Origin of the sequence: Ramlibacter sp. (assembly GCF_028291745.1) — a bacterium.
Taxonomy (GTDB): domain Bacteria; phylum Pseudomonadota; class Gammaproteobacteria; order Burkholderiales; family Burkholderiaceae_C; genus Ramlibacter.
In genome coordinates, this window is sequence record NZ_JAQGNQ010000002.1 from 1 (window position 1) to 26,856 (window position 26,856).

The 26,856-nt window shown below is 69.5% G+C and carries 23 protein-coding genes; 16 read left to right on the forward strand and 7 right to left on the reverse strand.

Translation table 11 applies throughout. The features are described 5' to 3' along the window. The first annotated feature begins 233 nt into the window (after nt 1-233). From JWP60_RS00065 to JWP60_RS00105, 9 genes are all read left to right on the forward strand, one after another. Nucleotides 234-1,313, forward strand: a complete 1,080-nt coding sequence (locus JWP60_RS00065) for an isocitrate/isopropylmalate family dehydrogenase (protein ID WP_299785151.1) — start codon at nt 234-236, stop codon at nt 1,311-1,313. A 53-nt stretch (nt 1,314-1,366) separates the two neighbouring features. Then, on the forward strand, nt 1,367-2,347 hold the full coding sequence (locus JWP60_RS00070) for a zinc-binding dehydrogenase (RefSeq protein ID WP_299785153.1): 981 nt from the start codon (nt 1,367-1,369) through the stop codon (nt 2,345-2,347). Nucleotides 2,348-2,392: 45 nt separating this feature from the next. Continuing rightward, nucleotides 2,393-3,364, forward strand: a complete 972-nt coding sequence (locus tag JWP60_RS00075) for a tripartite tricarboxylate transporter substrate binding protein (protein ID WP_299785154.1) — start codon at nt 2,393-2,395, stop codon at nt 3,362-3,364. Between the two features lie 72 nt (nt 3,365-3,436). After that, nucleotides 3,437-4,336 (forward strand): dienelactone hydrolase family protein, encoded by a 900-nt coding sequence (locus JWP60_RS00080; protein WP_299785155.1) that lies wholly within the window; start codon nt 3,437-3,439, stop codon nt 4,334-4,336. A gap of 239 nt (nt 4,337-4,575) precedes the next feature. Continuing rightward, a complete protein-coding gene (locus JWP60_RS00085) occupies nt 4,576-5,262 on the forward strand; it encodes a DUF3348 family protein (RefSeq protein ID WP_299785156.1) in 687 nt (228 codons plus the stop codon). Continuing rightward, nucleotides 5,259-7,439 carry a DUF802 domain-containing protein gene (locus JWP60_RS00090; protein WP_299785157.1) on the forward strand — a complete coding sequence of 727 codons (2,181 nt, stop codon included), beginning with the start codon at nt 5,259-5,261 and terminating at the stop codon, nt 7,437-7,439. Before JWP60_RS00085 ends, JWP60_RS00090 begins: the two co-directional genes overlap by 4 nt. After that, complete coding sequence (locus tag JWP60_RS00095; protein ID WP_299785159.1) at nt 7,436-8,095, forward strand: OmpA family protein; 660 nt, start codon at nt 7,436-7,438, stop codon at nt 8,093-8,095. Before JWP60_RS00090 ends, JWP60_RS00095 begins: the two co-directional genes overlap by 4 nt. Next, nucleotides 8,092-8,823 carry a DUF2894 domain-containing protein gene (locus JWP60_RS00100; RefSeq protein WP_299785161.1) on the forward strand — a complete coding sequence of 244 codons (732 nt, stop codon included), beginning with the start codon at nt 8,092-8,094 and terminating at the stop codon, nt 8,821-8,823. The genes JWP60_RS00095 and JWP60_RS00100 overlap by 4 nt, the downstream gene beginning before the upstream one ends. Before the next feature lie 71 nt (nt 8,824-8,894). Continuing rightward, nucleotides 8,895-9,242, forward strand: a complete 348-nt coding sequence (locus JWP60_RS00105; protein ID WP_299785163.1) for a hypothetical protein — start codon at nt 8,895-8,897, stop codon at nt 9,240-9,242. A 62-nt stretch (nt 9,243-9,304) separates the two neighbouring features. On the opposite strand, the gene JWP60_RS00110 is transcribed toward JWP60_RS00105, so the two are convergent. Next, on the reverse strand, nt 9,305-9,598 hold the full coding sequence (locus tag JWP60_RS00110) for a hypothetical protein (RefSeq protein WP_299785165.1): 294 nt from the start codon (nt 9,596-9,598) through the stop codon (nt 9,305-9,307). 254 nt (nt 9,599-9,852) lie between these two features. Here JWP60_RS00110 and JWP60_RS00115 point away from each other — a divergent pair, with 254 nt between their 5' ends. The 3 genes from JWP60_RS00115 to JWP60_RS00125 are packed head-to-tail and all read left to right on the forward strand — an operon-like array spanning nt 9,853 to nt 15,653. After that, nucleotides 9,853-13,044: an efflux RND transporter permease subunit gene (locus JWP60_RS00115; RefSeq protein ID WP_299785167.1), complete on the forward strand. Its 3,192-nt coding sequence runs from the start codon at nt 9,853-9,855 to the stop codon at nt 13,042-13,044. Nucleotides 13,045-13,050: 6 nt separating this feature from the next. Then, nucleotides 13,051-14,253, forward strand: a complete 1,203-nt coding sequence (locus JWP60_RS00120; protein WP_299785169.1) for an efflux RND transporter periplasmic adaptor subunit — start codon at nt 13,051-13,053, stop codon at nt 14,251-14,253. Beyond that, nucleotides 14,253-15,653, forward strand: coding sequence for an efflux transporter outer membrane subunit (locus JWP60_RS00125; protein WP_299785171.1), 1,401 nt, complete (start codon nt 14,253-14,255; stop codon nt 15,651-15,653). Before JWP60_RS00120 ends, JWP60_RS00125 begins: the two co-directional genes overlap by 1 nt. Before the next feature lie 19 nt (nt 15,654-15,672). On the opposite strand, the gene JWP60_RS00130 is transcribed toward JWP60_RS00125, so the two are convergent. Beyond that, on the reverse strand, nt 15,673-16,107 hold the full coding sequence (locus tag JWP60_RS00130; protein ID WP_299785173.1) for an RcnB family protein: 435 nt from the start codon (nt 16,105-16,107) through the stop codon (nt 15,673-15,675). Nucleotides 16,108-16,335: 228 nt separating this feature from the next. Between JWP60_RS00130 and JWP60_RS00135 the strand changes: the two genes are divergently transcribed. Beyond that, nucleotides 16,336-17,283, forward strand: a complete 948-nt coding sequence (locus tag JWP60_RS00135) for a hypothetical protein (protein ID WP_299785175.1) — start codon at nt 16,336-16,338, stop codon at nt 17,281-17,283. A gap of 3 nt (nt 17,284-17,286) precedes the next feature. Here JWP60_RS00135 and JWP60_RS00140 read toward each other — a convergent pair whose 3' ends face one another. Then, nucleotides 17,287-18,540 carry an MFS transporter gene (locus JWP60_RS00140; protein ID WP_299785177.1) on the reverse strand — a complete coding sequence of 418 codons (1,254 nt, stop codon included), beginning with the start codon at nt 18,538-18,540 and terminating at the stop codon, nt 17,287-17,289. Nucleotides 18,541-18,718: 178 nt separating this feature from the next. Between JWP60_RS00140 and JWP60_RS00145 the strand changes: the two genes are divergently transcribed. Beyond that, on the forward strand, nt 18,719-19,318 hold the full coding sequence (locus tag JWP60_RS00145; RefSeq protein WP_299785179.1) for an ATP-dependent Clp protease proteolytic subunit: 600 nt from the start codon (nt 18,719-18,721) through the stop codon (nt 19,316-19,318). Between the two features lie 87 nt (nt 19,319-19,405). Here JWP60_RS00145 and JWP60_RS00150 read toward each other — a convergent pair whose 3' ends face one another. Then, nucleotides 19,406-20,386: an LLM class flavin-dependent oxidoreductase gene (locus JWP60_RS00150; RefSeq protein ID WP_299785181.1), complete on the reverse strand. Its 981-nt coding sequence runs from the start codon at nt 20,384-20,386 to the stop codon at nt 19,406-19,408. Between the two features lie 326 nt (nt 20,387-20,712). Here JWP60_RS00150 and JWP60_RS00155 point away from each other — a divergent pair, with 326 nt between their 5' ends. Continuing rightward, entirely contained in the window at nt 20,713-21,423 is a 711-nt protein-coding gene (locus JWP60_RS00155) for a glutathione S-transferase N-terminal domain-containing protein (RefSeq protein WP_299785183.1), read from the forward strand. A gap of 18 nt (nt 21,424-21,441) precedes the next feature. Here JWP60_RS00155 and JWP60_RS00160 read toward each other — a convergent pair whose 3' ends face one another. Next, nucleotides 21,442-21,678 carry a hypothetical protein gene (locus tag JWP60_RS00160; RefSeq protein WP_299785185.1) on the reverse strand — a complete coding sequence of 79 codons (237 nt, stop codon included), beginning with the start codon at nt 21,676-21,678 and terminating at the stop codon, nt 21,442-21,444. 232 nt (nt 21,679-21,910) lie between these two features. On the opposite strand from JWP60_RS00160, the gene JWP60_RS00165 reads away from it, so the two are divergent. Next, nucleotides 21,911-23,815: an ABC transporter ATP-binding protein gene (locus JWP60_RS00165; protein WP_299785186.1), complete on the forward strand. Its 1,905-nt coding sequence runs from the start codon at nt 21,911-21,913 to the stop codon at nt 23,813-23,815. Nucleotides 23,816-23,822: 7 nt separating this feature from the next. Here JWP60_RS00165 and JWP60_RS00170 read toward each other — a convergent pair whose 3' ends face one another. After that, nucleotides 23,823-24,761, reverse strand: coding sequence for an ornithine cyclodeaminase family protein (locus JWP60_RS00170; protein ID WP_299785188.1), 939 nt, complete (start codon nt 24,759-24,761; stop codon nt 23,823-23,825). Between the two features lie 67 nt (nt 24,762-24,828). After that, nucleotides 24,829-26,820, reverse strand: a complete 1,992-nt coding sequence (gene ftsH, locus JWP60_RS00175) for an ATP-dependent zinc metalloprotease FtsH (RefSeq protein ID WP_299785190.1) — start codon at nt 26,818-26,820, stop codon at nt 24,829-24,831. Nucleotides 26,821-26,856 lie beyond the last annotated feature (36 nt).

Consider the following 26,856-nt stretch of genomic DNA (forward strand, 5'->3'; position numbering starts at 1 on the left):
GGACCACCCTGGCCAAGGCCCGCAACATCCATCTCGACGAATGACCGGTGCGCCGGCCTTCGCCCGCCTCCGTGGCGGTCATCCCCATGGATGTCACCGCCATGGTCATCCCGGCCTCGAGCCGGGATCCATGCAGCGCTTGATTCGAGCGCCGTCGTGGATTGCGGGTCAAGCCCGCAATGACATCCACATCCCCCAGTCTTTCGCCCGCCCGCAACCCTGACTGAATCAACGTGACCCAAACCGCACCCCTGAGCATCGGTATCCTCAACGGCGACGACATCGGCCACGAGATCGTGCCCGCCTCCGTGGAGATCAGCCGCGCCGCCGCCGAACTGCATGGCGTCGCCGTCGACTGGCGCCCCTTGCCGATCGGTGCCCGCGCGCTCGAGACCCATGGCCACACGCTGCCGCCCGCAACGCTGGACACCCTGAAGACCCTGGACGGCTGGATCCTCGGCCCGATCGGCCACCGCGCCTATCCGAAGGGACCGAACGCGATCAATCCGCATCCGATCCTGCGCAAGCAATTCAACCTGTTCGCCAACGTGCGGCCCACGCGCTCGTATCCCGGCATCGGCTGCCTGCACGACGACGTGGACCTGGTGATCGTGCGCGAGAACAACGAGGGCTTCCAGCCCGATCGCAACATGGTGCTGGGTTCGGGCGAGTTCCGTCCGACCGACGAGGTCACGCTGTCGGTCCGTGTGATCACGCGCACCGGCAGCCGCCGCGTCGCGCGCGCCGCCTTCGAGCTGGCGCGCCAGCGCCGCAAGCATCTCACCTACATCCACAAGGACACGGTGTTCAAACTGAGCTGCGGGATGTTCGTGGAGGAGTGCCAGAAGCTGGCCGCCGAATACCCGGACGTGCTGGTCGACGACGTCATCGTCGACACCTTCGCGATGCGCCTGGTGCGCGATCCGCAAAGCTTCGACGTGGTGGTCACCACCAACATGTTCGGCGACATCCTGTCCGACGAGGCCGCGGGCCTGGTCGGCGGCCTGGGCATGGCACCCGGCCTGTGCATCGGCGACGGCAACGTCGCGATGGCGCAAGCCACGCACGGCTCGGCGCCCGACATCGCCGGTCGCGGCATCGCCAATCCCTACGCGATCATCGAGTCGACGCGCATGATGTTCGAGTGGCTCGGACACAGCCGCGGCAACGAAGGCGCCGTGCGCATGGCAAAGTCCATGTCCGAAGCCACGACCGCGGCGCTGGCCGACGCGCAGGCGCGCACCGGCGACATCCGCGGCCAGGGCAACACCGCCAGCTTCACGCAGGCGGTGCTGCGCAACCTGCGCAAGTGAGGCGCCACTTGCGCTGACCATCCGGGTTCCCGCCCGGCAAAGGAGAGAGACCGATGCAGTCGTGGTGGATGCAGATGAACGAAGCCGACGCCGTGCTGGAAATGCGCGACGTGCCGGTGCCGCAGCCCGGGCCGCGCCAGATGCTGGTGCGCATGCACGCCTCCAGCCTCAATCGCGGCGAGTTCGTGGCGGGCCATGGCCTGCACGGCGCGACGGGCAGCTGGAAGGCGATCGGCGGCGAAGGCGCGGGCGTGGTCGCGGCGGTGGGGCCGGACGTTGGCGACTTCCGCGCCGGCGACCGCGTCATGGGCCGCTGCCCCGGCGCCTTCTCCGAGTACGCGGTGATGGACTGCGCGGAAGCGATGGCCGTACCCTCCACGCTGACGTGGGAAGAGGCCGCCGCCATCCCGCTGACCTTCCTGACCGCCTTCGACATGCTGGTGCTGCAGGGCCGCCTGGCGGCGGGCGAATGGCTGTTGATCAACGGCGTGTCCTCGGGCGTCGGGGTCGCCTCGCTGCAGCTTGGCAAGGTGTTGGGCGCGCGCGTGATCGGCACCTCCGGCTCGCAGGAGAAGCTGGATGCGCTCAAGCGCTACGGCCTCGATGTGGGCCTGTGCACGCGCACGGCCGACTTCGCACCCGAGGTCCTGCAGGCCACCGACCAGCACGGCGCCGACCTGGTGATCAACGCGGTCGGCGGCTCGGTGTTCGCGGAGAACATTCGCGCGATGGCCTTCCAGGGGCGACTGGCCACCGTGGGTTATGTCGACGGCGTGCTGCATGCGGACCTCGATCTCGAGGTGCTGCACGCCAAGCGGCTGGCCGTCTTCGGCGTGTCGAACAAGTTGCGCAGCAAGGCGCAACGCGCCGCCTCGGTGCCGCGCTTCATCACCGAGGTGCTGCCGCACATCGCGGTCGGCCGCATCCGGCCGCAGATCGACCGCGAGTTCTCCTTCGCCGAAGTGCCCCAGGCGAAATCCCGCATGGAAGCCGGCGGCCACGTGGGCAAGATCGTGCTGCGTATCGCTTCCTGAGTTTTGCTGCACGAACGAGCCCGCGGCGGGCCAAGGAGACAAGGCATGAAGAGAAGAAATCTTGCCGCAGCCCTGGTCCTCGCCGACCTCGGCGTGGCGGCCTGGGCGCAGCCCGCGGGCTATCCCGCTCACCCCATCCGGCTCGTGATCGGCTTTGCGCCCGGAGGCGCTGCCGATACCGTGGCGCGGGTGATGAGCGATGCCTTCGGCAAGGCCCTGGGCCAGCCGGTGCTGGTGGACAACAAGCCGGGCAACGGCTCCAGCATTGCCGCCGACATCGTGGCCAAGTCGCCGCCGGATGGCTACACGCTGCTGATCGCCAGCCCGAGCAGCATCTCGGTCAATCCCGCGCTCAATCCCAAGCTGCCTTATGCGCCTGCCGACCTGCTGCCGGTGACCAGGATGACGACTTCGCCGCTGGTGCTGGCGGTGAATCCCGCCACCGGCATCCAGTCCGTGCCGGAGCTGATCGCGGCGGCGAAGAAGTCGCCCGGCAGGCTCAATTACTCGACCTCCGGCAATGGCTCGGCGCCGCATCTCGGTGCCGCGCTGTTCACGCAACTGACCGGTGCGCAGATGACGCACGTCCCGTATCGCGGTGGCAGCCTGGCGATCCAGTCGGTGATGGCCGGCGACACGCAAGTGACCTTCGGGACCTCGCCCTCGGTGCTGCCGCAGGCGAGCGGCGGTCGCTTGCGCGTGCTGGCCGTCAGCACCCGCGAGCGCTCGCCGCTGGTGCCCGACGTGCCCGGCATGCGCGAGGCCGGCCTGCCCGACTACAACCTCGAGTTCTGGTACGGCATGTTCGTGCCGGCCGGCACGCCCGCGCCCATCGTCCGCAAGATCTATGAGGCCACGGTCAGCGCGATGCAGCAACCGGCCGTGAAAGCAGCGCTCGCGCGCGAGGGCACGGAGGTGTCGCTGTCGCCCTCGCCCGAGGCCTTCGGCAACTTCCTGGTGGACGACGGCAAGTTCTGGGTCGGCCTGGTGAAAAGCGCCAAGGTCAAGAGCGAGTGAGGCAATGTAACGCCGGCGGCGCGCGGCGCGGGCGGCGCTAAGCTGCGCGCTTGTTCCGTGCAGGAGACTCGCATGACCACCCGCCTCACCGCCCACGACTTCGACCAGGAACTGCTGATTCTCTTCGACGCCTACGTGCACGGCGACGTGGACCGGCGCGGCTTCCTCGAGCGCGCGCAGCGCTTTGCCAAGGCGGGCGTGACGGCCGCCGGCCTGCTGGCCGCCCTGAGCCCCGACTTCGCGGCGGGCCAGCAGATCAAGCCGGACGATGCGCGCGTGAAGAGCGAATGGGTGACCGTGCCATCGCCGGCCGGCCACGGCACCATCCGCGGCTATCTCGCGCGCCCCACGTCCGCCGGCACGCGCAAGGTGCCCGCCGTGCTGGTGATCCACGAGAACCGCGGCCTCAATCCGCACATCGAGGACATCGCCCGGCGGCTGGCGCTGGACGGCTTCATGGCGTTCGCGCCCGACGCGCTCACTTCAGTGGGCGGCTATCCGGGCGACGAGGACAAGGCGCGCACCGCCTTTGCCACGCTCGATCAGCCCAAGACTCGCGCGGACTTCCTGGCCGCGGCGGCCTGGCTGCGCGCGCGCCCGGACGGCAACGGCCGCATGGGCGCGGTCGGCTTCTGCTACGGTGGCGGCATCGTGCACTGGCTGGCGACCGCCCTGCCGGACCTCAATGCGGCCGTCACCTTCTACGGCAACACGCCGCCGCCGGAAGACGCGGCCAAGGTGAAGGCACCGCTGCTGGTGAATCTGGCGGGCACCGACGAACGCATCAACGCGGCCTGGCCTGCGTACGAAGCGGCCTTGAAGGCCGCCGGCGTGAAGTTCGCCGTCTACCAGTACGCCGGCACGCAGCACGGCTTCAACAACGACACCACGCCGCGCTACGACCCCGCAGCCGCCAAGCTGGCGTGGGACCGCACCATCGGCTTCTTCAAGTCGAACCTGATTCCGCTCTGAAGCGCTGCGGGCCGGCGTGGCGGCAAGTGCGCGCTGCGGTGTTCCCGGCCCGTGAATTCAGCACGGAGCAGCGCGGGCAGGCCGTGCCGGATCGTTTCTAATACGGGTCGCGTCCGCCGGACGCTTCACCGCAGGCAGCGGGCCCCGCGCCGCGCGTGTGTGCGCACTTCGCGGCGCCCGGCGCCACCCCATCCACCCTCGTCAGCGCGCGCTACGGCGCGTGCCAAGGAATCGTTTTCTTGCGCAGCACTTTCGGCCAGTCCAGCCTGGTCCGCCAACTGGCGGCGTGGATGCCCGCGGAAGCGGAAACGCCGGGCATGGACGTCGCCGAGCGGCTCAGTCTCTGGCTGAACGCCTTCGATGCGATCGGGCTGCAGCAGGCGCAGCAAGCGATCCGGCAGATCCGCACAGCGGCCCCGGCCAGCGGCGATGCGCCGCCCGTTTCGGCGGAGGCGCTGTCCGCCGACCTGCAGCGCGTGCGCAGCGCGCTGGCCGGCGCGATCGCGCAGGACCCGCGCAGATTGGCCCTCAGCCCCGAGGGCAGCAAGCCCTGGCAGCAAAGGCACCTCGAACTGCAGCGGCAGATGGAGCAGATGATCCAGCCCCTGCGCGAACACGTGCAGCAGGCGCTCGCGCGCGTCTCGCCGCGACTGCGTCAACTGGCCGCGCTCGATGCCGTCCTGGCCCAGGCGCTGGCCGCGCGCGAGCAGGCGGTGCTGCCCACGGTGACCACGCTGCTGGAGCGGCGCTTCGTCCAGTTGCGCGCGCAAGCAAATGGCGACGGCACGAGCGAGGGCGCAGCCACGTGGCTGGAAGACTTTGCCGGCGAGTGGCGGCAGGTGCTGCTGGCCGAACTGGACCTGCGCCTGCAACCCGTGCTGGGCCTGATCGAGGCCCTGGGCAATGAATTGAAGAATCGAGCATGAGCAAGCGTTTTTTTGTGGCCGCCTTCGCGATCGGTGCAGCGGCCGTCCTGTGGGTGGCGCTGGGCTTTGTCGGCGCCGGCTGGTTGCCGCTCGCGATGACCGTGGCGATCGGCGCGGTGTACCTGGTCGGTGCCTTCGAGCTGCGGCAGTACCGCGCCGCGAGCGCCGGACTGGCGGCGGCGCTGGATCACGTTCCGCAGCCGCTGGCGCAACTCGCCGACTGGCTGCCGCAGGTGCCGCCCTCGCTGCGCAACACCGTGCGCCTGCGCGTCGAAGGCGAGCGGGTGGGGCTGCCCGGGCCGGCGCTGACGCCGTATCTGGTCGGCCTGCTGGTGATGCTCGGCATGCTGGGCACTTTCCTCGGCATGGTCGTCACCTTCAAGGGCGCGGTCTTCGCACTGGAGGGCTCGACCGATCTGCAGGCGATCCGCTCCGCGCTGGCGGCGCCGATCAAGGGCCTGGGGCTTTCCTTCGGCACCTCGGTGGCGGGCGTCGCGGCCTCGGCCATGCTGGGCCTGATGTCGGCGATCGGCCGGCGCGAGCGGCTGGAGCTGGCGCGCCAGCTCGATGCGCTGATCGCGACCACCTTGCTGCCCTTTTCACGGGCGCAGCAGCGACAGGAGACGGTGCGCGCGGTGCAAGCGCAGGCGCACGCGCTGCCGCAGGTGGTGCACCAGCTCGAGGCGATGATGGAGCGCATGGAGCGGCGCAGCGAGCAGCTCGATGCGCAACTGCTGGCCCGGCACGCGCAGCTGCAGGCTGAAGTCACCCGTGCCTACGGCGAGCTCGCACACACGGTGGGCGCCGCGCTGAAGGAGAGCCTGGATGCCGGTGCGGCCGCGGCGGGCGAGAGCATCCGGCCCGTGGTGGTCGGCGCGATGGCGCAGGTGGTGCAAGAGGCGCAGCGCCTGCATGAGCGCCTGGGCACCGTGGCGCAGGGCCAGGTGGACACCTTGTCGCAGCAGTTCGATGCCAGCGCGCGCAACGTGGCGCAGACCTGGTCGGCCGCGCTGCAGCGGCACGAGCGCAGCAGCGAGGCCGTGGGCGCGGGACTGGAGCGCTCGCTCGTGGCCTTCGCCGCCAACTTCGAGCAGCGCAGTGCCAGCCTCGTTGCCACCGTTGCCGACAGCCTGGCGCACGCGCAATCAGACCAGGAACGCGCGCATCAGCAGAAGCTGCAGGCCTTCACGCAGGCGCTGGTGGCCATGTCCGCCGACCTGCAAGCGCAATGGGGGCGTGCCGGCGAGCAGGCGGTCGCGCAGCAGCAGGCCGTGTGGGCCGCGCTGGAGCAGGCCAGCAGCGACATCACGCAACGCACCGCCACGCAGGCGGGCCGCACGCTGGGCGAGGTTGCGCGCCTGCTGGATCAATCGCACGCATTGGTGCACGCGCGCAGCGAGAGCGAAGCGCGCTGGAGCGAGCAGCACGGCCAGCGCATGGACCAACTTGCGGGCCTGTGGCGCAGCGAACTCGCCGCGTTGCGGCAGGAGGAAAGCCTGCGCGGCGAAGCGGCAGTCGCGCGCCTGGGCGACCTGCAGGGCGAAGTCACGCGCCATCTCGCAACGCTTGGCGCCGCGCTCGAAGCGCCGTTGACGCGCCTGCTGCAGACCGCCGCGGAAGTACCGCAAGCCGCGGCCGGCGTGATCACCGAACTGCGCGCGGAAATGAGCCGCGTCGCCGAACGCGACAACCTGGCCCTGAGCGAACGCAGCGCCTTGCTGGAGCAGCTCGGTGCGCTGCTGCAGGCGCTGCAGCACGACTCGGGCGCGCAGCGGGGTGCGATCGAAAGCCTGGTGGCCTCGGCGGGCTCCTTGTTCGATCGCGCGGGGCAGCAGTTTGCCCACACGCTCGATGCGCACGCCGGAGCGGCCGGCGCAGTGGCGGCGCAGGTCACCGGCAGCGCGCTGGAGCTGGCCAGCCTGGGCGAAGCGTTCGGCGCGGGCGTGCAGCAGTTCCAGGCCAGCAACGAGAAACTGGTCGAGACGCTGCAGCGCATCGAAGCCTCGCTGCAGCGCTCCACGGCGCGCAGCGACGAGCAACTTGCCTACTACGTGGCGCAGGCGCGCGAGGTGATCGACCTGAGCATCGCCTCGCAACAGGGCCTGGTCGACCACCTGCGCCAGCTGGAGGGCAAGCCTGCCAAGCCGCTGGCGCTGGTCGAGGGTAGCCGCGGATGATGGAACTGGATGAAGGCGACCTCGGCGCCGAGGCGACCGCGCCGGTGTGGGCGGTGTTCGGCGATCTGATGGCCGGCCTGCTGGGCGCCTTCGTGCTGGTGCTGGTGGGCGTGCTGGTGGTGCAGATGGACCTGGTGTCGCATCTGCAGGAGGAGGTGGGCAAGCGCCGCGTCGAGGAGCAGCGGCGCATGGCGCTGGAACAGGCGCTGGCCGTTCCGCTGGCCTCGGGGCGCGTCACGCTCAACGGGGGGCGCATCGGCATCAGCGGCAGCGTGCTGTTTCCGCTCAACTCCGACCAGCTGCGGCCCGAAGGGCGGCAACTGCTGCAAAGCCTGGTGCAGCCGCTGCGGGTATACCTGGGCGAGCGCAACGAGATGCTGATGGTCAGCGGCTTCACCGACGACAAGCCGATCCAGGAAGGCAACCGACGCTTTGCCGACAACCTTGAGCTGTCCGCGCAGCGCGCGCTCACCGTGACGCGCGCGCTGATCGAGGAAGGCATGCCGTCCGCGCAGGTGTTCGCGGCGGCCTTCGGGCCCGAACAGCCCGTCGCCTCCAACGGCAGCGAACAGGGGCGCTCCTTGAATCGGCGGGTGGAGATGGCCCCGGTGCCCAGAACCGCAGCCCCCGCGGCGGTGAACAGCGGGCGGCCATGAGCGAGACCGCGGCCAGCCCTTTGCCGCAGGACGCAGGCAGCGCGTTGCTGGAGCAGCTTGCCGGCTTGCGCAGCGAGGGCAGATGGCGTAGCGATCCGGTGCGCTTTCGCTACCTGGAGGCGCTGGCGCAAAAGCTGCAAGGCCAGCCGGCTCCCGTGCAGCGGCTGCTGCAGGAGCGGCTGCAAGCAGCACTCGCCGATTTTGGCGCGCGCGTCGAGCAGTGCCAGCAGGCCGCACGCGCGGAAGCCGAGGGCCTGATAGGCCGACATCCGGCGCAGGCCGGGGCGCTGCGCCGTCTGCAGGTAACGGGCGACATCGTCGCGATGCGCCGCCTGGTCGCCCCGGCGCAGGCAAAGGCCGCATGCGCGCCCTTGATGCATTTGAACGAATCCATCCGCGCGGCCGGGCGCCGCGGCGACCCCGCTGGCGCAGATGCCCCCGAGGCGAACGAACTGGCCAGTGCGCGCCGCTTTCGGGGCTCCTGGGACCGGCAGCGCAGCGAACAGCAGGTGGAGCAGGCGCTGGCCCGCAAGCCGGCGCAAGCAGGCCCGCTGAACTCGCACGTGCTGGTGCTGCAAGCGCTGGAGTTGATGCGCGAGCTGTCGCCGGACTACCTGCGGCACTTCCTCGCGCACGTCGAATCGCTGCAGTGGCTGGAGCGCTCGCGCGACGCGGCGGCGGCCGCGAAGGCGGGCAAGGTGGCGAAGGCGCGTCGGCAGAAGAGATGAGGCGCGGCTTGCCTGCAGGTGCGCCGCTGCTAAGCTCATTGCCCCCGGAAAAGGCCCGCAAGGAGGCAGCGATGGAGGTGATCGATGGCCGCATCGTCATGAGCGACGAAGAGTGGGCGAGGTTTGCCGCCGCCACCTTCGCTCCCTGGAGGCCGCGCACGCCGGCGGAATTCAATGCCATGGCAGATCTCGGCTCGGCCCGGCACGTGGCGGAAAACACCCGCGGCATCGGCGGCTTCCTGGCGGCGGCGGCCGAGGGCATCAAGTTCGGGCGCAACGGCGAAATCAAGTTCCCGCCCAACCAACGCAAGCTGGCCTTTGCCAAGGAGTACGGAACGTGGCCGACGGCGGAACAGTTGCGCCGCTTCGAGTTCAACGTGAATGCCCTGGGGCGGCCGCCGCTCAAGCTGGTCCGCTGACCGCATGGCAATGAAAAGGCCCGCCCCGGAGGGCAGGCCTTTGGTTTGCTGAACCCGGACGATCAGGTCAGCTTCTTCAGCAGCAGGGCGGCCAGCGGCCGGATGCTCCCGTACAGGAGGCTCTCCAGCAGCTTGCGCGCCCCGTCGGCCAGCGCCGGCGACTTCAGCGCATCGACCAGCGCCTTGCGGTGTCCCTGGTCGAGGACGGCATCGAACATCGCCCGCACTGCCTGTTCACCGCCCGCCTCCATGGCGAGCTCGATGGCACGACCCGGCTGGTCGGTCAGCAACTGCGCGATGGCAGCGATCTGGTTGGACCAGTTGTCGTAGTGCGTGTCGTAGTCGGTGGGTTCCATCTCATTCCTCCATGAAGAAGATCGAGCGGGACCCACCGCCCCTGCGGGAACGTGGTTCCCGCGGGGGTGGTGAAAACCGGCAATGGGCCGGTGACGACGGATTGCTCCGAAATCGGCAGTGATTTCAGCGCTGACGCTCAGGACCGTCAAGCGACGGGGAGCGGTCAACGCGGGGTGAATCCGCTGTTGGCGCGGCGAGCACCTTCCCCTATGATGGGCAGTTCCGTCCCGCTGTACCTTCCCCCCTCTGCCCGATGTCCCTCGTCACGCTGGCGCTGAGGCGCCCCTACACGTTCATCGTGATGGCCATGCTGATCGTGCTGGCCACGCCGCTGGCGTTGCGCAACATGGCCACGGACATCTTTCCGGAAATCAACATTCCGGTGGTGAGCATCATCTGGAACTACACGGGCCTGCCCGCGCAGGAGATGGGGCAGCGCATCGCCTCCTCCAGCGAGCGCGGGCTGACCACCACGGTCAGCGACATCGAGCACATCGAATCGACCTCGCTGCCCGGCGTGTCGGTGCTCAAGGTGTTCTTCCAGCCCAACGCGAACATCCAGTCCGCCATCGCCCAGACGGTGGCCGCGGTGCAGACGCAGGTGCGGCAGCTGCCGCCCGGGATCACCCCGCCGCTGGTGATCAAGTACTCCGCTTCCAGCATCCCGGTGGTGCAGCTCGCGCTCTCCAGCGGCACGCTGCCCGAGCAGACGGTGTTCGACGACGCAATCAACACGCTGCGCCCGCGCCTCGTCACCATTCCGGGCGTGGCGATTCCCTTTCCCTACGGCGGCAAGGTCAAGGTGATCTCGGTCGACCTCGACACCCAGGCCCTGCAGGCGCGCGGCCTGGCGCCGGCCGACGTGGTCAATGCCGTCAACACGCAGAACCTGATCCTGCCCTCCGGCACCGCCAAGCTCGGGGACACCGAGTACACGGTGCGCATGAACGGCTCGCCCGAGGCGATCTCGGGCCTTAACGACCTGCCGGTGCGCACCAGCGGCGGCACGACCACCTACCTGCGCGACGTTGCCTTCGTGCGCGACGGCTTCCAGCCGCAGACCAACGTGGTGCGGCAGGACGGCCAGCGCGGCGTGCTGCTGTCGGTCCTGAAGAACGGCGGCGCCTCCACCCTGGACATCGTCTCCAACCTCAAGGCGATGCTGCCGATCGCCGCGCAGCAGCTGCCGCCGGACATCAAGATCGCCACGCTGTTCGACCAGTCCATCTTCGTGACGGCGGCGATCACCGGGGTCGTTGCCGAGGCGGTGATCGCGGCGGCGCTGACGGCGGCGATGGTGCTGCTGTTCCTGGGCAACTGGCGCAGCACGCTGATCATCGGTTTGACGATTCCGCTGTCGATCCTCGCCTCCATCCTCGTGCTGTTCGCGCTGGGCGAGACGCTCAACATCATGACGCTGGGCGGCCTGGCGCTCTCGGTCGGCATCCTGGTGGACCAGGCGATCGTGACCATCGAGAACATCGAGCGGCACATGCACGAGGGCAAGCCGCTGCTGCAGGCCATCGAGGTGGGCGCGGGCGAGATCGGCGTGCCGGCCTTCGTCTCCACGCTGTGCATCTGCATCGTGTTCGTGCCGATGTTCTTCCTCTCGGGCGTGGCGCGCTTCCTGTTCGTGCCGCTGGCCGAGGCGGTGGTGTTCGCGATGATCGCGTCGTACTTCCTCTCGCGCTCGCTGGTGCCCACGCTGGTGATGCTGATGATGAAGGAGCACGGCAGCAACCAGGGTCCGCCCGGGCCGCTGCAGCGCGTGTACCTGGCCTTCGACCGGCAGTTCGAGCGCCTGCGCGTCAGCTATGCCGTGATGCTCTCGTCGCTGCTGGCCAGCAAGGGCCGCTTCGGCGCGCTCTTCCTGGCCTTCTGCGTGCTGTCCTGCGGCCTGGCGCCGGTGCTGGGGCGCGACTTCTTTCCGACCGTGGACGCGGGCCAGATCCGCCTGCACATGCGCGCGCCCACCGGCACGCGCATCGAGGAGACGGCGCGCCTGGCCGACCGGGTGGAGCAGGCGATCCGGCAGATCGTGCCGGCGACCGAGCTGGAGACGATCCTCGACAACCTCGGCATTCCCAACAGCGGCATCAATCTCTCGTACAGCAACGCCGGCACCATCGGCACGCTCGATGGCGAGATCCTGCTGTCGCTGAAAGAGGGGCACAGTGCCACCGACCATTGGGTGACGCTGCTGCGCTCGGAGCTGCCGCGGCGCTTTCCGGGCGTGGAGTTCTTCTTCCAGCCGGCCGACATCGTCACGCAGATCCTGAACTTCGGGCTGCCGGCTGCGATCGACGTGCAGTTCACCGGCAACGACGTGGCGGGCAACGCCGCCCTGGCCGCGGAACTGACCAAGAAGATTCGCGCGGTGCCGGGCGCGGTCGATGCCCACGTGCACCAGCGCCTGGACGGTCCCGCGCTCGACCTGCAGATGGACCGCACGCGATTGCAGCAGGTCGGTCTCTCGGCCAGCAACGTCGGCCAGAACGTGCTGATCGCGCTCTCGGGCAGCTCGCAGACGGCGCCGGCCTTCTGGCTGAATCCGCAGAACGGCGTGGTCTACAACGTCGTGGTGCAGAGCCCGCAGTACGAAGTCGATTCGATCAACTCGCTGCTCAATCTGCCGGTCGGCGCGGCCGGCGGCAACAGTGCGCCGCAGCTGCTGGGCAACCTGGTGGAAGCGCAGCCGGGCCGCCAGTTGCCGATCGTCTCGCGCTTCAACATCCAGCCGGCGATCGACGTCTATGTCAGCGTGCAGGGCCGCGACCTCGCCGGCCTGGCCGCGGAGGTGCAGCGGCTGGTCGACCAGGTCACGCCCAGGCTCAAGCGCGGCAACCAGGTGCAGCTGCGCGGCCAGGTGCAGACGATGCAGAACTCCTTTGCCGGCCTCGGCCTCGGGCTGGCCATGGCGATCGTTCTGGTCTACCTGCTGGTGGTGGTGAATTTCCAATCGTGGATCGACGCGGCGATCATCATCGCCGCCTTGCCCGCGGCACTGGCCGGCATTGCCTGGATGCTGTTCATCACCGGCACCACGCTCAGCGTGCCGGCGCTGACCGGCGCCATCATGACCATGGGCGTCGCCACCGCCAACTCGATCCTGGTGATCGCTTTCGCGCGCCAGCAGCGCGAGACCGGCATGTCGCCCATGGCGGCCGCGCAATCCGCCGGCGCCACCCGCATTCGTCCCGTGCTGATGACGGCGCTGGCGATGATCAGCGGCATGATTCCCATGGCCCTCGGCCTGGGCGAGGGCGGCGAACAGAACGCGCCGCTCGGTCGCGCCGTGATCGGCGGGCTGCTGTTCGCCACCGTCTCCACCCTCTTGTTCGTGCCGGTGCTGTACGCCGGCGTGCACGAGCGCCTGGCGCGCCGCGCTGCCCGGCGCGGCCATGGCGCCGTCGCGCCGGTCGCTGGCTTGCCCCTGGAAAGTTGATTGATCATGTCGCAAGAAGGTCCCGTCGACGTCGTTGACGAATCACAGCGCCGCCGGGTGCAGCGCTTCACGCGCATCGCCACCATTGCGGTGCTCGTGCTGCTGGCGGCCGGTGCCGGCCGCGTGCTGTTCATGCGCGCCGGCAACGCGCGCACCCTGGAAGCGCATGCGGCGGAAAGCGCACTGCAGTACGTGCGCGTCACGCAGGTCAAGGCCACCGGCGCCGGCCAGAAGCTGGTGCTGCCCGGCACGCTGCAAGGCTTCGTGCAGGCGCCGGTGTCGGCGCGTGCCGGGGGCTATCTGCGCCGCTGGACCAAGGACATCGGCAGCCGCGTCGAGAAGGGCGAGCTGCTTGCCGAGATCGAGACGCCCGAGCTCGATCAACAGTTGTCGCAGGCGATCGCCGCGCGCAACCAGACCGCCGCGACCGTGGAGCTCGCCAAGACCACGGTGGACCGCTGGGAGGCGCTGCGCAAGCGCGATGCCGTGTCGCAGCAGGAACTCGAGGAGCGCCGCAGCGGCTACGTGCAGGCTCGCGCCAACCTCGCCGGGGCGGATGCCAACGTCGAGCGGCTGCGGCAGCTCGAAGGTTTCAAGCGCGTGCTGGCGCCGTTCTCCGGCGTGATCACGCGGCGCAACGTGGACATCGGCGACCTGATCGACAGCAACAAGCCGCTGTTCCTGCTGTCGCAGACCGATCCGCTGCGCGTCTACGTCAACGTGCCGCAGGCCTATGCGCAGCTCGTGCGGCAGGGCCAGCCCGCGGTGGTGACGCAGGCCGAAATCCGCGGCCGCAGCTTTGCGGGCCAGGTCGCGCGCACGGCGGGCTCCATCGACACCGCCACGCGCACGATGCAGGTCGAAATCGCGCTGCCCAATCGCGATGCCGCGCTGCTGCCCGGCGCCTTCGTGCAGGTGGAGCTGTCGGCGCTGGCCAGCGGCGCCCTCACCATTCCGTCCAACGCGCTCCTGTTCCGTGGCCAAGGCACGCTGGTGGCCAAGGTCGATCCGGCCGGCACCGTGCAGATGGTGCCGGTGCGCCTGGGCCGGAACTACGGTGAAACGGTGGAAGTGGCGCAAGGCCTGCAGGGCAACGAGACGCTGGTGCTCAATCCCTCCGATTCGCTGGCTGCCGGCGACAAGGTGCAGGTGGTCGCGGAGACGCGCGGCGCGACGCCGGGACCGGCACCGGCCAAGGGCACACCGTGATGCGGCGTGTGTTGTTGCTCGCCGCGGTCGCGGCGCTCGCGGGCTGCTCGGTCACGCCGCCCTATCGGCCGCCGCAGCTGGAAGTGCCCGCCTCCTGGAAGACCGAGCCGGGCTGGCAACTGGCCAAGCCCGACGACGCCGCGGTGCGCGGCGCGTGGTGGCACAGCTTCGGTGACGCGCAACTCGACGCGCTCGAAGCGCAGGCGCTGGCCGCCAACCCCAATCTCGATGCCGCCGCCGCGCGGCTGGCGCAGGCACGCTCGCAAGTCGACGTGCAGGCGTCGGGCCTGTTCCCGCAGCTCTCCACCAGCATGCGGGCCGCGCGCCAGGAGATCTCGGCCAACCGGCCGCTCACCAACTACAACGCGCCGAACTTCCAGACGGTGCAGAACGACTTCGGCCTGAGCTTCTCGGTGGCCTACGAGGCCGACCTCTGGGGTCGCGTGCACAGCACCGTCGACGCGGCGCGCGCGCTGGCCGAACAGACGGCCGCCGACTTCCAGAACGTGCGGCTGGTCCTCACCACCGACCTGGCGGCCAACTACTTCAATTTGCGCGAGCTCGATATCGAGCTCGACGTGCTGGCGCAATCGATCGCGCTGCAGCGCCGCGCGCTCGATCTCGCGACCGCGCGCCACCAGCTCGGCGCGACGTCGGGGCTCGATGTGGCACAGCAGCAGGCCCTGCTCGATCAGACGCTGACGCAGGTCGACGTGCTGCGCCGCCAGCGCAGCCAGTTCGAAACGGCGATCGCGGCGCTGATCGGCCGCCCCGCGCCGCTCTTTGCGGTGCCCGCGGAAATCACCCCGCGCAGCGCGCCGGCCGTGCCGGTGGCGGTGCCCTCCGAAGTGCTGCAGCGGCGGCCCGACGTGGCTTCCGCCGAGCGGGCGATGGCGGCAGCGAATGCGCAGATCGGCATCGCGCGCGCCGCCTACTATCCAAGCGTCTTCCTCAATCCGACCTTGGGGGTGGACTCACGCAACCTTGGCATGTTGTTCGACGTGCCCAGCTTGCTGTGGTCCTTCGGGGTTTCGGTCACGCAGCCGCTGATCGACGCCGGCCGCACGGACGCCAACGTGGCGATCGCGCAGGCGGGCTACCAGCTGGCCGTGGCCAACTACCGCCGCACCGTGCTCACGGCCATGCAGGAAGTGCAGGACGGCATCAACGGCAGCGTCGCGCTGGACCGCGGCCTGGCCCAGGCCAACCTGGCCGAGCAGAGCGCGCAGCGCGTGCTGGATCTCGCCAACGACCGCTACGAGGGCGGCGCGGCGAGCTACCTGGAGGTGATCACGGCCCAGCAGTCGCTGCTGACCGCGCAGCGCCAGGTGGCGCAGCTGCTCGGCCAGCGGCTGCTGGTCTCCGTGCTCCTGGTCAAGGCCGTGGGCGGCGAGTGGTAGCGCCCACGGAGTCTGGCTGCTAGCGGTTGACGATCAGGTTGGCGATGATGCCGGTGGCGACGGCCGCCAGCACATAGTCGGGCCCGACCTGCACCCACTGATAACCGCGCGGCGGGGCCGAGAGACGGTGGCCGCGCCAGTCGTTCACCACGTACTGCCGGTTGCGGTACTCGTTGGGCAGCCGGCCGCCGCGGTGGAACTCGGGACTGCGGGCGTCGTAGAAGCGGTGCTCATCGCGGTTGTTGCTGCGACCGTTGTTCTGGTCGTTGCGGTCGTTGCGGTCGTTGTGGTCGTTGCGGCCGTTGCGGCCGTTGGGGTTGTTGCGGTTGTCGCGCTGCTCCTGGCGCGCATCGTTGCCGCGGCCGTTGTCGTCGCGGCGGGGCTGGGCGAAGGCGGCAGTGCCCGCCCCCAGCGATGCGATCACGAGACTGCAGAGAAGAGTTCTGGCTTTCATCTTGTAGGTCCTTCGAAGTTGTCGATGTCCATCTTGCGGGACGCCGCGTAACGGCAGGCGTACGCATGGCGCCTAATTGCAAGGCCGTGTAGCGGGACTGGGATGGTGCGGCATGTAGCTGCGCAGTGCGGGATTTTTCGCGTCATAAGCGCGCATTCGCGTGTCGGACTGAACTCTCACGCGTAGGCGTGCTCCTACTTCGTTCAATTCAACGAAGGAATCGCTCCGATGTGGAAGTCTGGCGTCATCGCTCTCCTGGCCGCAGCCGTGTTCAGCCCGTGCATGGCGCACGCCGATGAGTTCGAACAAGGCATGAACACGATGTGGGAAGTGCTGTGGCACCAGAGCGGCACGCCCACGCGGCTCGTGCGCTGGGAGCAGGACATCAAGGTCCGCGTCTACGGGACCAACGTGGCCGCCCACAAGCAGCACGCTCTGACCGCCCTGCGGGCCGCCGCCGGCGAGGCTGGTGTGAAGGTGATCGACGTCACCGACCGTCCCGATGCCGCGCAGCTGGCCAACGTGAGCATCGAGATCACGCCGGACGCCGCCCTCTCGGACAACCAGCCCTGCGAGACGCGGCTGAATTTCCGCACCGAGGACAAGCTCGACTCCGTGACCATGCAGATGCGCGACAGCGAAGAGCGGCGCTGCGCCTATCACGAGTCCATGCACGTCATGGGCGTGCGCGGTCACCCGGATGGCGAGACGGTGCTGAGCTACTTCACCACCCACACCGAAGGGCTGCTGCCCCTCGACAAGGCGATGCTGCGCGCCTGGTATTCGCCGCGCGCCCGCGGCGGCATGACGCCCTTCGAGTTCCTGCCCATCATGGCCGACGAACTCGTCAAGCTCATGCCCGACCGCAACCTGGCCAAGCTCGAGCGCGACCGCTTCCTCACCGACACCATCCAGCAGATGCAGGCCTTTGCCGATGGCCAAGGCGACGTGCCGGCCATCGTGAAGCGCTGCGGCAAGGTCACGCCCGAGGCGGTGCACTACGGCCGCATGGAGATGAGCTACTTCCTGGCCGTTGCGTTCCAGAAGGGCACCACGGCGCCGCAAGACATTGCCTTGGCCGAGCGCTGGCTGCAACGCGCCGCCGACATGGGCAGCCGCCCCGCACAGGCGCGCCTTGGCGCCGGCGGCTTCAACGCGGCAGCGGGCAGCAACTGAGGGTCAGGCCTGCGTCGCCGCTCCGCCCGGTGAGTGGCGATGGCGATCGGCCCGCAGCGCGAGCGCGAAGACGCCCAGGCCGCCGAGGGCCAGCAGGGCACCGACCCAGCCGGTCGAGGTCCAGCCCAGCCCGGCGCTGATCGCCACGCCGCCCAGCCACGCGCCCAGCGCATTGGCCAGGTTGAAGGCCGAGTGATTCAAGGCCGCAGCCAGGGTCTGCGCTTCGCCGGCCACGTCCATCAGGCGGATCTGCAGGGCCGGCGCGATCGCGACGATGGTTCCGATCAGGAAGAGGCCCAGCGCCGCGGTCGCGACGTGATGCGCCGCGAAGACAAAGCCGCCCAGCACCAGAAACGACCACAGCAGCAGTCCACCGATGGTTCGCATGAGCCAACGGTCCGCGAGCCGCGAACCCACCAGGTTGCCCACCACCATGCCGGTGCCGAACAGGGCCAGCATCAGCGGCACGCGGGCCAGCGGCAGCCCGGCCACCTCGATCAGCGTCGGCTTGATGTAGCTGAACACGGCGAACATGCCGCCGAAGCCGATGGCGCCTATCGCCAGCGTGAGCCACACGTGCGGATTGCGCAGCGCCTGCAGTTCGCGCAGCGGCCCGGCACCGCGCTGCACCGGCATTGCCGGCACGTAGAGGCGGACCAGCACCACGGCCAGCAGCGCGATCACGCCGACGAACACGAAGGCGGCACGCCAGCCGTAATGCTGGCCCAGCGCGGAGGCGATCGGCACGCCCGCCAGCGTGGCGCCGGTCAGGCCCAGCATCACCATTCCCACCGCCGCAGCCCGCCTTCCCGGTGGCGCCAGCGAAGCTGCGACCAAGGCTGCGACACCGAAGTAGGTGCCGTGCGGCAATCCCGAGACGAAGCGCAGCAGGTTCAAGGAAAGGTAGCCGGGCGCCAGCGCCGAGCCGAAGTTGGCCACCGCATACGCGGCCATCAAGGCGATCAGCAGCGCGCGGCGGCCCCAGCCGGCCGCCAGCACGGCCAGTGCCGGCGCACCGATCACCACGCCCAGCGCATAGGCGCTGATCACGTGGCCGGCCTGCGGAATGGTGACGCCCAGGTCGTGCGCGACTTCGGGCAGCAGCCCCATGATCACGAATTCGCCGGTGCCGATGGAGAAGCCGCCGACGCCGAGGGCCAGCACGGCCCGCAGCAGCGTGCGATCGGGAGCAGTGGCGGAACGAGACGGACGAGTGAGGGGAGGCCCTTGCTCGGGCTGCAGCCGGGGGAGTGTCATGACGCGAAGAGAGGGAGCCCGGCGGGATCGCGCGGACTCCGGGTAAACCCGAAGATCCGGACCTTAGCATGGCCGGCCGTCGTGGCGGGCTGCAGGGACTTCACGCGCGAGGGGATGCGGCCGCCGCGCAGCCGGGCGGTGCGGCCATCGGGCATGATGTGCGCCCCAGGAGGCACCCATGGAACATCCAGATCCCGAAACCCCGGCAGCAACGGCCGAACCGCGCAACGCCTTTCTCGAGGAGAAAGCCTTCAAGTCGCGCACCGTGCTGCTGTTCGGGGCCATCAGCGACACCAGCGCGAGCGACATCGCGCGCCGCCTGATCGCACTCGACGCCGAGTCCGACGCGCCCATCGACATGCTGGTCAGCTCACCCGGCGGCCACCTCGAATCGGGCGATGCGATCCACGACATCATCCGTTTCATCAACGCCCCGGTGAACATGATCGGCACCGGCTGGGTCGGCAGCGCCGCGACCCACCTGTACCTGTCGGTGCCCAGGGAGCGGCGCGTCTGCACGCCCAACACCCGCTTCCTGATCCACCAGCCCTCGGGCGGCGCGGGCGGCCCGGCGAGCGACATCGCGATTCACGCGCAGGAAATCATCAAGGCGCGCGAGCGCATCGCGCGCACGATCTCGCGCGAAACCGGCAAGCCGCTGGAAGAGGTGCAGGAAGACATCGAACGCGACCGCTGGCTCTCGGCCGAAGAAGCGATCACCTACGGCCTGGTGAGCCGCATCATCCAGCACAAGAGCGAGCTGAAGCGCAAGGGCTGAGGGCAGCCGGACACGGGCAGCCGGACGCAGAACACGCAAAAGCGTCTTCTGCGTCCGGATACTTGGCTGTTCGGAGGTCCGCTGCCTTCAGCCGATCACCTCCGCCGCGATCTCGTAAGACCGCAGCCGGGCGGTGTGGTCGAACATCTGGCAGGTGATCATCAGTTCGTCGGCGCCGGTGCGGGCTATGAAGGCACGCAGCGAGCGGCGCACCGTGTCCGGCGAGCCGATGGCCGTGCATGAGAGCACTTCGTCGAGCATGGTTCGCTCCTGGTAACCCAGCGTCTCGCGGTAGCCGGGCACCGGCGGCGGCAGGCGCGAGGGCGTGCCCGTGCGCAGGTTCACGAAAGCCTGCTGCATCGAGGTGGCAAGCACCGCCGCGTCCTCCTCGCGGTCGGCGGCAAACACGTTGAATCCCAGCATCACGTACGGCTTGGCCAATTGCGCCGAGGGCTTGAAGGTGGAGCGGTACAAGGCGATCGCCTGCTCCATCGCCGCCGGCGCGAAGTGCGAGGCAAACGCATACGGCAGCCCCAGCATCGCGGCGAGCTGCGCCCCGAAGTGGCTGGACCCCAGGATCCAGATCGGCACCTTCAGCCCGGTGCCCGGAACGGCGCGTACGGGCTGCTGCGGCTCATCGGAGAACAGGTCCATCAGCTCCACCACGTCGCGCGGGAACTGGTCGGGATCGGAGCTGAGGTTGCGGCGCAGCGCCCGGGAGGTGCGCTGGTCCGAGCCGGGCGCACGCCCCAGGCCCAGGTCGATGCGCTCCGGGTACAGCGAGGCGAGCGTGCCGAACTGCTCGGCGATCACCAGCGGCGAGTGGTTGGGCAGCATGATGCCGCCGGCTCCCACGCGGATCGTGCGCGTGCCACCGGCCACGTGACCGATCAGCACCGCGGTCGCGGCGCTGGCAATGCCCGGCATGCCGTGATGCTCGGCCAGCCAGAAGCGGCGATAGCCGAGCTGCTCGGCCCGCTGTGCCAGCTCCAGCGAATTGCGGAAGGACCGGGCTGCATCGCTGCCCTGGGTGATGGGGGAAAGATCAAGGACGGAAAGCGTGGCCATGCAAGTGAGTTGGTGCCGTGGGGCAGAGCATCAAGGGGCGGAGGGCGGATCGGAACGCAAAGAAAAGGAGCCCGCACAAGGCGGGCCCAATGCAGGACGTCCGAGAGGCGTCGCCTGCGCCCGCGCACAAAACATGCGCGGGTAGAGAGACAGTACACACAGAATAGCGCAGCAAAAAGTATTCACCGCCGGAAGGCAACGTCGCTGTCTGTCCGACAACGCCCCATGCTCAGTTTCGCGATGCGCTGCTGGCCGGCCGCCGGGGCGCCGAGTACGCGTGCCGCAGGTTTGCGCCACACTCGCCGCTTTGCCACCCAGGACCGCGCATGACGACCGACCTGTCTTCCTTTCCGATCACCCGCAAGTGGCCGGCGCGGCATCCGGACCGCATCCAGCTCTATTCGCTGCCCACGCCCAACGGCGTCAAGGTGTCCATCCTGCTGGAGGAGACCGGGCTGCCATATGAGCCGCACCGGGTGGGATTCGAGAACAACGACCAGCTCTCGGCCGAGTTCCTCTCCCTGAATCCGAACAACAAGATCCCGGCGATCCTCGACCCGCAGGGTCCGGGTGGCAAGCCGCTGGCGCTGTTCGAGTCGGGCGCCATCCTGATCTACCTGGCCGACAAGGCGGGACGGTTCCTGCCGCAGGACCCCGCCCGGCGCTACCAGGCGATCCAGTGGCTGATGTTCCAGATGGGCGGCATCGGCCCGATGTTCGGCCAGCTCGGCTTCTTCCACAAGTTCGCCGGCAAGGACTATGAAGACAAGCGTCCGCGCGACCGCTACGTGGCCGAGAGCAAGCGCCTGCTCGGCGTGCTCGATGCGCACCTCAAGGGCCGCCAGTGGATGATGGGCGAGGAGTACGGGATCGCCGACATCGCGATCTTTCCGTGGGTGCGCAACCTGGCGGGCTTCTATGGCGCGGGCGAGCTGGTCGGCTTCGATGCCTTCGGCGAAGTCAGGCGCGTGCTCGATGCCTTCGTGACGCGCCCGGCCGTGATGCGCGGACTGGAAATTCCGAAGAAGCCGGACTGAAGCGCGCCGCCGCGGCCCTCACTTCAGGGGCCGCGAGGCGTGCACGCAGTCGAAGATGTATTGCCCGTGGTCGTTGGAGCGGAAGAAGGCGCGCAGGCCCCGCTTCTGGCATTCGGTATCGGCCGCGGTCTGCAGCGAGGCCGACGTGGTCCACTTGCGGCCCTCCACCACGACGGAGCGCCCGTCGTCCTGCACGACGTGCGCCTCGCACCCCGCCAGGAGGCTCAGCGTGAACAGCGGGGCGACGAGCTTCATCCCGTCCGCCCCCAAAGCGCATCCTGCGGTGCTGCCATCCGATCCCCTCTGCGTGCTGGTCGTTTGCCGAACCTGTCTACTGTAGACCATCACGGCGCCTGGTACTTTCTGACAAACGCGCAGGCTTGTCATCCTACTCATCCGTAAGACGTTAAAGTGGCAGTCACCTGCGGCATGCCGACTGTACATCCGTACAGACCGTTTTGCCAGCGCGCCCTCCCCGTCTTACGCCATGTCCACGCTGACGCTCGCCAAGCCCGCCCGTCTCCCGCCGCCGCCCACCGGCGGCACCCTTGCCGTCGCCCGGCGGGCGCTGCCCTGGCTGCGCGGTTTCGAACGCCCGATCGCCAAGGTCGTAGGCCTGGCCCTGCTGTTGGCCGCCGTCTCGGCGACCGCGCCGCTGGCCGTCATGGGCCTGGTGGATACGCTGGCGCGCCTGGCCTCGCCCGGGGCGGTGCCCGCCAACGCCGGCCGCGCCATCCTGCTGACCCTGCTGCTCGTGGCCGGTGCCGAACTCGCGCAGGTGTGGCTCTCGCGCCTGCTCGAGGCGCGCAGCTGGCGCGTGCGGCTGGACCTGGATTTCGCACTGCGCGAGCGCGTGACCGCGCGCCTGCACGAACTGCCGCTCACGTACCACCAGCAGCAGACGGTCGGCAGCATGGTCAGCCGGGTCAATGCCTCCATCAACGGCTTCGTCGGCGCGGTCGGTGAACTCGCCTTCAAGGCCCTGCCCGCCATTGCCTACCTCGCGCTGGCGCTCGCCGCTCTGCTGAAACTCGATGCCCGGCTGGCCTTGGCGGTGTGCCTGTTCGCGCCGCTGCCGGCGCTGATCGGCATGCGCGCCGCGCGCGAGCAGACCCACCGCGACCGCGTACTGCTGGATCACTGGAGCGCCACCTTCGGCCGCTGGACCGAGGTGCTGGCCGGCATCCGCACCGTCAAGGGATTCGCGATGGAAGAGGCGGAGCAGCAGCGCTTCCTGGATGCCGTGGCGCAGGGCAACCAGCGCGTGACCCGCGGCGCCCGGCGCGATGCCCGCACCAATTCGCTGCAGGGGCTGTCGGCCGCCGCCGCCCGCCTTTCCGTGGCGGCGCTGGGTGCGTGGCTGGTGTTGAAGGGGCAGGGCACCGTCGGCACGCTGGTGGCCGCGCTGCAATACGTGGGCGGCCTGTTCGGTCCGATCCAGGGACTCACCGCCGTCTATTCCACCGTGCGGCGCGCCGGCGTCGCCCTGGAAGGCGTCTGCGCCATCCTCGATGCGCCGGACCCGGTGGCCGACCAGCCCGGTGCCCGCGACCTGGCCGTCACGCAGGGCGCGGTGCGCTTCGAGAACCTCAGCTTCGACTACGGCGACGGCCGCCCGGTGCTGCACGACTTGACGCTGGCGGTCGCCCCGGGCGAGACCGTGGCCCTGGTGGGCCCCAGCGGCTGCGGCAAGACCACGCTGGTCTCGCTGCTGGAGCGGCTGCATGCACCCACGGCTGGCCGCATCCTGGTCGACGGCTGCGACATCCGCGGCTGCACGCAGCGCTCGCTGCGCAGCCAGATCGGCACGGTGATGCAGGACGTCCACCTGTTCAACGACACCATCCTGGCCAACATCAGCTACGGCACGCCGGGAGCCACGCGCGAGCAGGCCGAGGCGGCGGCGCGCGCGGCCAACGCGCATGAATTCATCGAACGCCTGGCCGATGGCTACGAGACCGTGGTCGGCGAGCGCGGCGCCGGACTCTCGGGCGGCCAGAAGCAGCGCATCGCGATCGCCCGCGCGCTGCTGAAGAATCCGCCCATCCTGGTGCTGGACGAAGCGACCAGTGCGCTGGACAACGAGAGCGAGGCGCTGGTGCAGGCGGCGCTGCGCACCCTCACGCGGGGCCGCACCACGCTGGTGGTGGCGCATCGGCTTTCCACCGTGGTCGATGCCGACCGCATCGTGGTGCTGCGCGACGGCTGCATCGACGCGGTCGGCCCCCACGAGGAACTGCTGGCGCAAGGCGGCTACTACGCGCGCCTGTTCGCGCAGCATGCGCGCGGCGGCTTGCTGGATGCACACGAGGCGAGCGACGATCAGCCCGCGGCCAACGATGGGTCGGGCCAAGGCTCCGCGCTGCGGCTGGTGGCGGCGGGCACCGCCTGAGGCAAATTCAGGCCTTGCTGGCTTCGACCACCAGGATCGCCGCGGCCAGGTCTGCCAGCGCGTTGCCCACCGACTTGAAGACCGTGCGCTCGCCGGCGCTGCGCCTGCCGGCGCCGTCCTCGCGCGAGAGCGTCGCCAGCGTGCCGCGCAGGTCTTCGGCGCGGAGCACGCCGCGCTGCAACGGGCCCAGCAGGTCACCGCTTTTCTTCAGCGCTTCCTCGCTGTCCACGTAGAGCGCGGCGCCGCGGAAGCAATCGTCGTCCGCCTCGCGCATCGCCGGCGTAAAGCTGCCGATCAGGTCCAGGTGCGTGCCGGGGCGCAGCCAGGCGCCGTGCACGAGCGGTGAGGCCGCGAGCGTGGCGCAGCTGACGATGTCTGCTTCGGCGCAGGCAGTGGGCAGATCGGCGACGGCTCGCGCGGCAAAACCTTGCGCCTGCCAGCTGCGGGCCAACGCCTGTGCCTTGTGCGGAGAGCGCGCCCAGACACTCACCTGTTCGATCGCGCGGACCGTGCGATACGCCGGCGGCAGCAGCGCCGCGATGCGGCCGGCACCGATCACCAGCAGATGCCGTGCGTCCTCGCGTGCCAGCCTGCTTGCCGCCAGCGCGGACGCCGCCGCCGTGCGCCGCGCCGTGAGGACGTCACCATCGATCAGCGCCAGCGGCACGCCGGTGCTGCCGTCGAACAGCAGGTAGGTGGCGTGCAGCCCCGGCAGTCCGAGCGCCGCGTTGCCCGGCGCGATGTTGATGGTCTTGATGCCGTAGTAGCGGCCGGGGATCCAGGCGGGCATCACCAGGGAAGTGAAGGACGTGCCGCTGGGGACGCTCACTTCGTGAACGTGGCGAGCGGGGACCTCGCAGCCCTGCGCGAAGAGGCTTTGCAAGGCGGGGACCAGGCGCTCGAAGGGAAGGGCGGCTTGGGCAGCGGCGGGGTCGAAGATCTGCATCGGCTGTTCTGTTTGTCTCTGCCTGTCTCCCGGGATGTCATCCGAACACCCGGCATGACATCGGCCGTCAAACCTGCAAGGGCCGACTCTGCAGATCCGGCGCCGGCGGCAGGCCGGTGGCGTCGAGGATCTCCTGTTCCGACAGCGTCTCCTGCTTCAGCAACGCCTGCACCAGGCCGTCGAGCGCGGGGCGGTGTTCGCGCAGCAGGCGCTTCGCGTCCTGGTGGCATTCGTTGAGGATGCGCTGCACTTCGGAATCGACCAGGCTCGCGGTCTCTTCGCTGAAGGGCTTCTCGCCGCCGAAGCTGCCGCCACCACCGAGGAAGGCGTTCTGCGGCGGTGCCAGTTGCACCATGCCCACCGCGTCGCTCATGCCCCAGCGCGTCACCATGTTGCGGGCCATCTGCGTCGCCTGCTCGATGTCGTTCTCGGCGCCGGTGGTGCGCGTTCCGTACACCACCTCCTCCGCCGCCCGGCCGCCCAGCATGCCGACGATGCGCGCGCGCAGGTAGGCCTCGGGATAGTTGTAGCGGTCGGTCTGCGGCCTTTGGTAGGTGACGCCCAGTGCCATCCCACGCGGCACGATGGTCACGCGATGCACCGGGTCGGCGCCCGGCACGAGCAGGCCCAGCACCGCATGCCCGCTCTCGTGATAGGCGATGCGCTCGCGGTCGTCCGGCCCCAGCAGCAGCGGACGCTCGGGGCCCAGCACGATCTTCTCGAGGGCGTCGAGGAAGTCCTTCTGCGACACGTCGTTCTCGTTGCGGCGCGCGGCCAGCAGCGCCGCCTCGTTGACCAGGTTCTTCAGGTCGGCGCCCGAGAACCCGGGCGTGGTCTGCGCGAGCTCCTCGAGACTGACGCTGGTGGCCAGCGGCACCTTGCGCACATGCACGTCCAGGATGGCCTTGCGGCCCGTCTTGTCCGGCAGGTTGACCACCACGCGCCGGTCGAAGCGGCCGGGCCGCAGCAGGGCGCGATCGAGCACGTCCGGCTGGTTCGTGGCGGCCAGCAGGATGATGCCTTCGCGGCCGGTGAAGCCGTCCATCTCGGTCAGGATCTGCTGCAGCGTGTGCTCCTGCTCGCTGGCGCCGCCGCCCATGGAGAACTGCCCGCGCGCGCGGCCGATGGCGTCGATCTCGTCGATGAAGATGATGGCCGGTGCACTCTCGCGCGCCTGCTTGAAGAGATCGCGCACGCGCGCCGCGCCGACGCCGACGATCATCTCCACGAACTCCGCTGCGCTCATCGAGAAGAAGGGCACGCCGGCCTCCCCGGCCACCGCGCGCGCCAGCAGCGTCTTGCCGGTGCCGGGCGAGCCGACCAGCAGCACGCCCTTGGGGGCCGTGCCGCCCAGGCGCGTGTACTTCTGCGGCGCCTTGAGGAAGTCGACGATCTCCACCAGTTCGTTCTTGGCCTCGTCGATGCCGGCCACGTCGTTGAAGGTGACGCGGTCGTCCTTCTCCGCGTCGTAGCGCCGCGCCTTGCTGCGGCCGATGCCGAAGATGCCCCCCATGCCGCCCATGCCGCCGCCGCCCTGCGCCGCCGCGCGCCGGTACATCCACACGTAGAACCCGATCAGCAGGATGGCCGGGCCGAAGCCATAGATCAGGGTCGCCCAGCCGCTGCCTTGCTGGATCGGCACCGCGCTGATCTCCACGCCGTGCGAAATCAGGAAGGGCTCCAGCTGGCGGTCGAAGAAGGCCGGCAGTTCGGTGGTGAAGGTGCCGGCCGTGCGCGAGGGCTGTTGCGCCTGGGTGCCGCGCAAGGGCTTCTGCTTCGGCTGTCCCGCGGGCGGCCAGGTGACCGGCGCCTTGAAGCGGCCCTCGATGCTGGTGTTGCGGCTGTAGATCGATTCGACGTTGCCCTTGCCGGCCTCGTCGCGGAACACGGTGTAAGGCACCGTGATGGGCGCATCGCTGCTCGGGAACAGGAACACCGACACCACGTAGTTGACCACCAGCGCCAGGATGAACAGCGCCCACATCTTGCGGGGCGGCAGCTTGGGGCGGGCGTTGGCGGCGGGTTTGGTGGGCGGGGTCGGAGGCGGATAGGGGGTCATGGACGCTGCTGGGGTGGCGCGGGCAGCCTGCATGAT

Coding starts and splice junctions, on each gene's coding strand:
- JWP60_RS00130 (WP_299785173.1), bottom strand. CDS start 16,107: ATGAAAGCCAGAACTCTTCTCTGCAGTCTCGTGATCGCATCGCTGGGG.
- JWP60_RS00140 (WP_299785177.1), bottom strand. CDS start 18,540: ATGACACTCCCCCGGCTGCAGCCCGAGCAAGGGCCTCCCCTCACTCGT.
- JWP60_RS00095 (WP_299785159.1), top strand. CDS start 7,436: ATGATGGAACTGGATGAAGGCGACCTCGGCGCCGAGGCGACCGCGCCG.
- JWP60_RS00100 (WP_299785161.1), top strand. CDS start 8,092: ATGAGCGAGACCGCGGCCAGCCCTTTGCCGCAGGACGCAGGCAGCGCG.
- JWP60_RS00170 (WP_299785188.1), bottom strand. CDS start 24,761: ATGCAGATCTTCGACCCCGCCGCTGCCCAAGCCGCCCTTCCCTTCGAG.
- JWP60_RS00160 (WP_299785185.1), bottom strand. CDS start 21,678: ATGAAGCTCGTCGCCCCGCTGTTCACGCTGAGCCTCCTGGCGGGGTGC.
- JWP60_RS00090 (WP_299785157.1), top strand. CDS start 5,259: ATGAGCAAGCGTTTTTTTGTGGCCGCCTTCGCGATCGGTGCAGCGGCC.
- JWP60_RS00080 (WP_299785155.1), top strand. CDS start 3,437: ATGACCACCCGCCTCACCGCCCACGACTTCGACCAGGAACTGCTGATT.
- ftsH (WP_299785190.1), bottom strand. CDS start 26,820: ATGACCCCCTATCCGCCTCCGACCCCGCCCACCAAACCCGCCGCCAAC.
- JWP60_RS00165 (WP_299785186.1), top strand. CDS start 21,911: ATGTCCACGCTGACGCTCGCCAAGCCCGCCCGTCTCCCGCCGCCGCCC.
- JWP60_RS00070 (WP_299785153.1), top strand. CDS start 1,367: ATGCAGTCGTGGTGGATGCAGATGAACGAAGCCGACGCCGTGCTGGAA.
- JWP60_RS00105 (WP_299785163.1), top strand. CDS start 8,895: ATGGAGGTGATCGATGGCCGCATCGTCATGAGCGACGAAGAGTGGGCG.
- JWP60_RS00155 (WP_299785183.1), top strand. CDS start 20,713: ATGACGACCGACCTGTCTTCCTTTCCGATCACCCGCAAGTGGCCGGCG.
- JWP60_RS00120 (WP_299785169.1), top strand. CDS start 13,051: ATGTCGCAAGAAGGTCCCGTCGACGTCGTTGACGAATCACAGCGCCGC.
- JWP60_RS00075 (WP_299785154.1), top strand. CDS start 2,393: ATGAAGAGAAGAAATCTTGCCGCAGCCCTGGTCCTCGCCGACCTCGGC.
- JWP60_RS00110 (WP_299785165.1), bottom strand. CDS start 9,598: ATGGAACCCACCGACTACGACACGCACTACGACAACTGGTCCAACCAG.
- JWP60_RS00135 (WP_299785175.1), top strand. CDS start 16,336: ATGTGGAAGTCTGGCGTCATCGCTCTCCTGGCCGCAGCCGTGTTCAGC.
- JWP60_RS00145 (WP_299785179.1), top strand. CDS start 18,719: ATGGAACATCCAGATCCCGAAACCCCGGCAGCAACGGCCGAACCGCGC.
- JWP60_RS00125 (WP_299785171.1), top strand. CDS start 14,253: ATGCGGCGTGTGTTGTTGCTCGCCGCGGTCGCGGCGCTCGCGGGCTGC.
- JWP60_RS00115 (WP_299785167.1), top strand. CDS start 9,853: ATGTCCCTCGTCACGCTGGCGCTGAGGCGCCCCTACACGTTCATCGTG.
- JWP60_RS00150 (WP_299785181.1), bottom strand. CDS start 20,386: ATGGCCACGCTTTCCGTCCTTGATCTTTCCCCCATCACCCAGGGCAGC.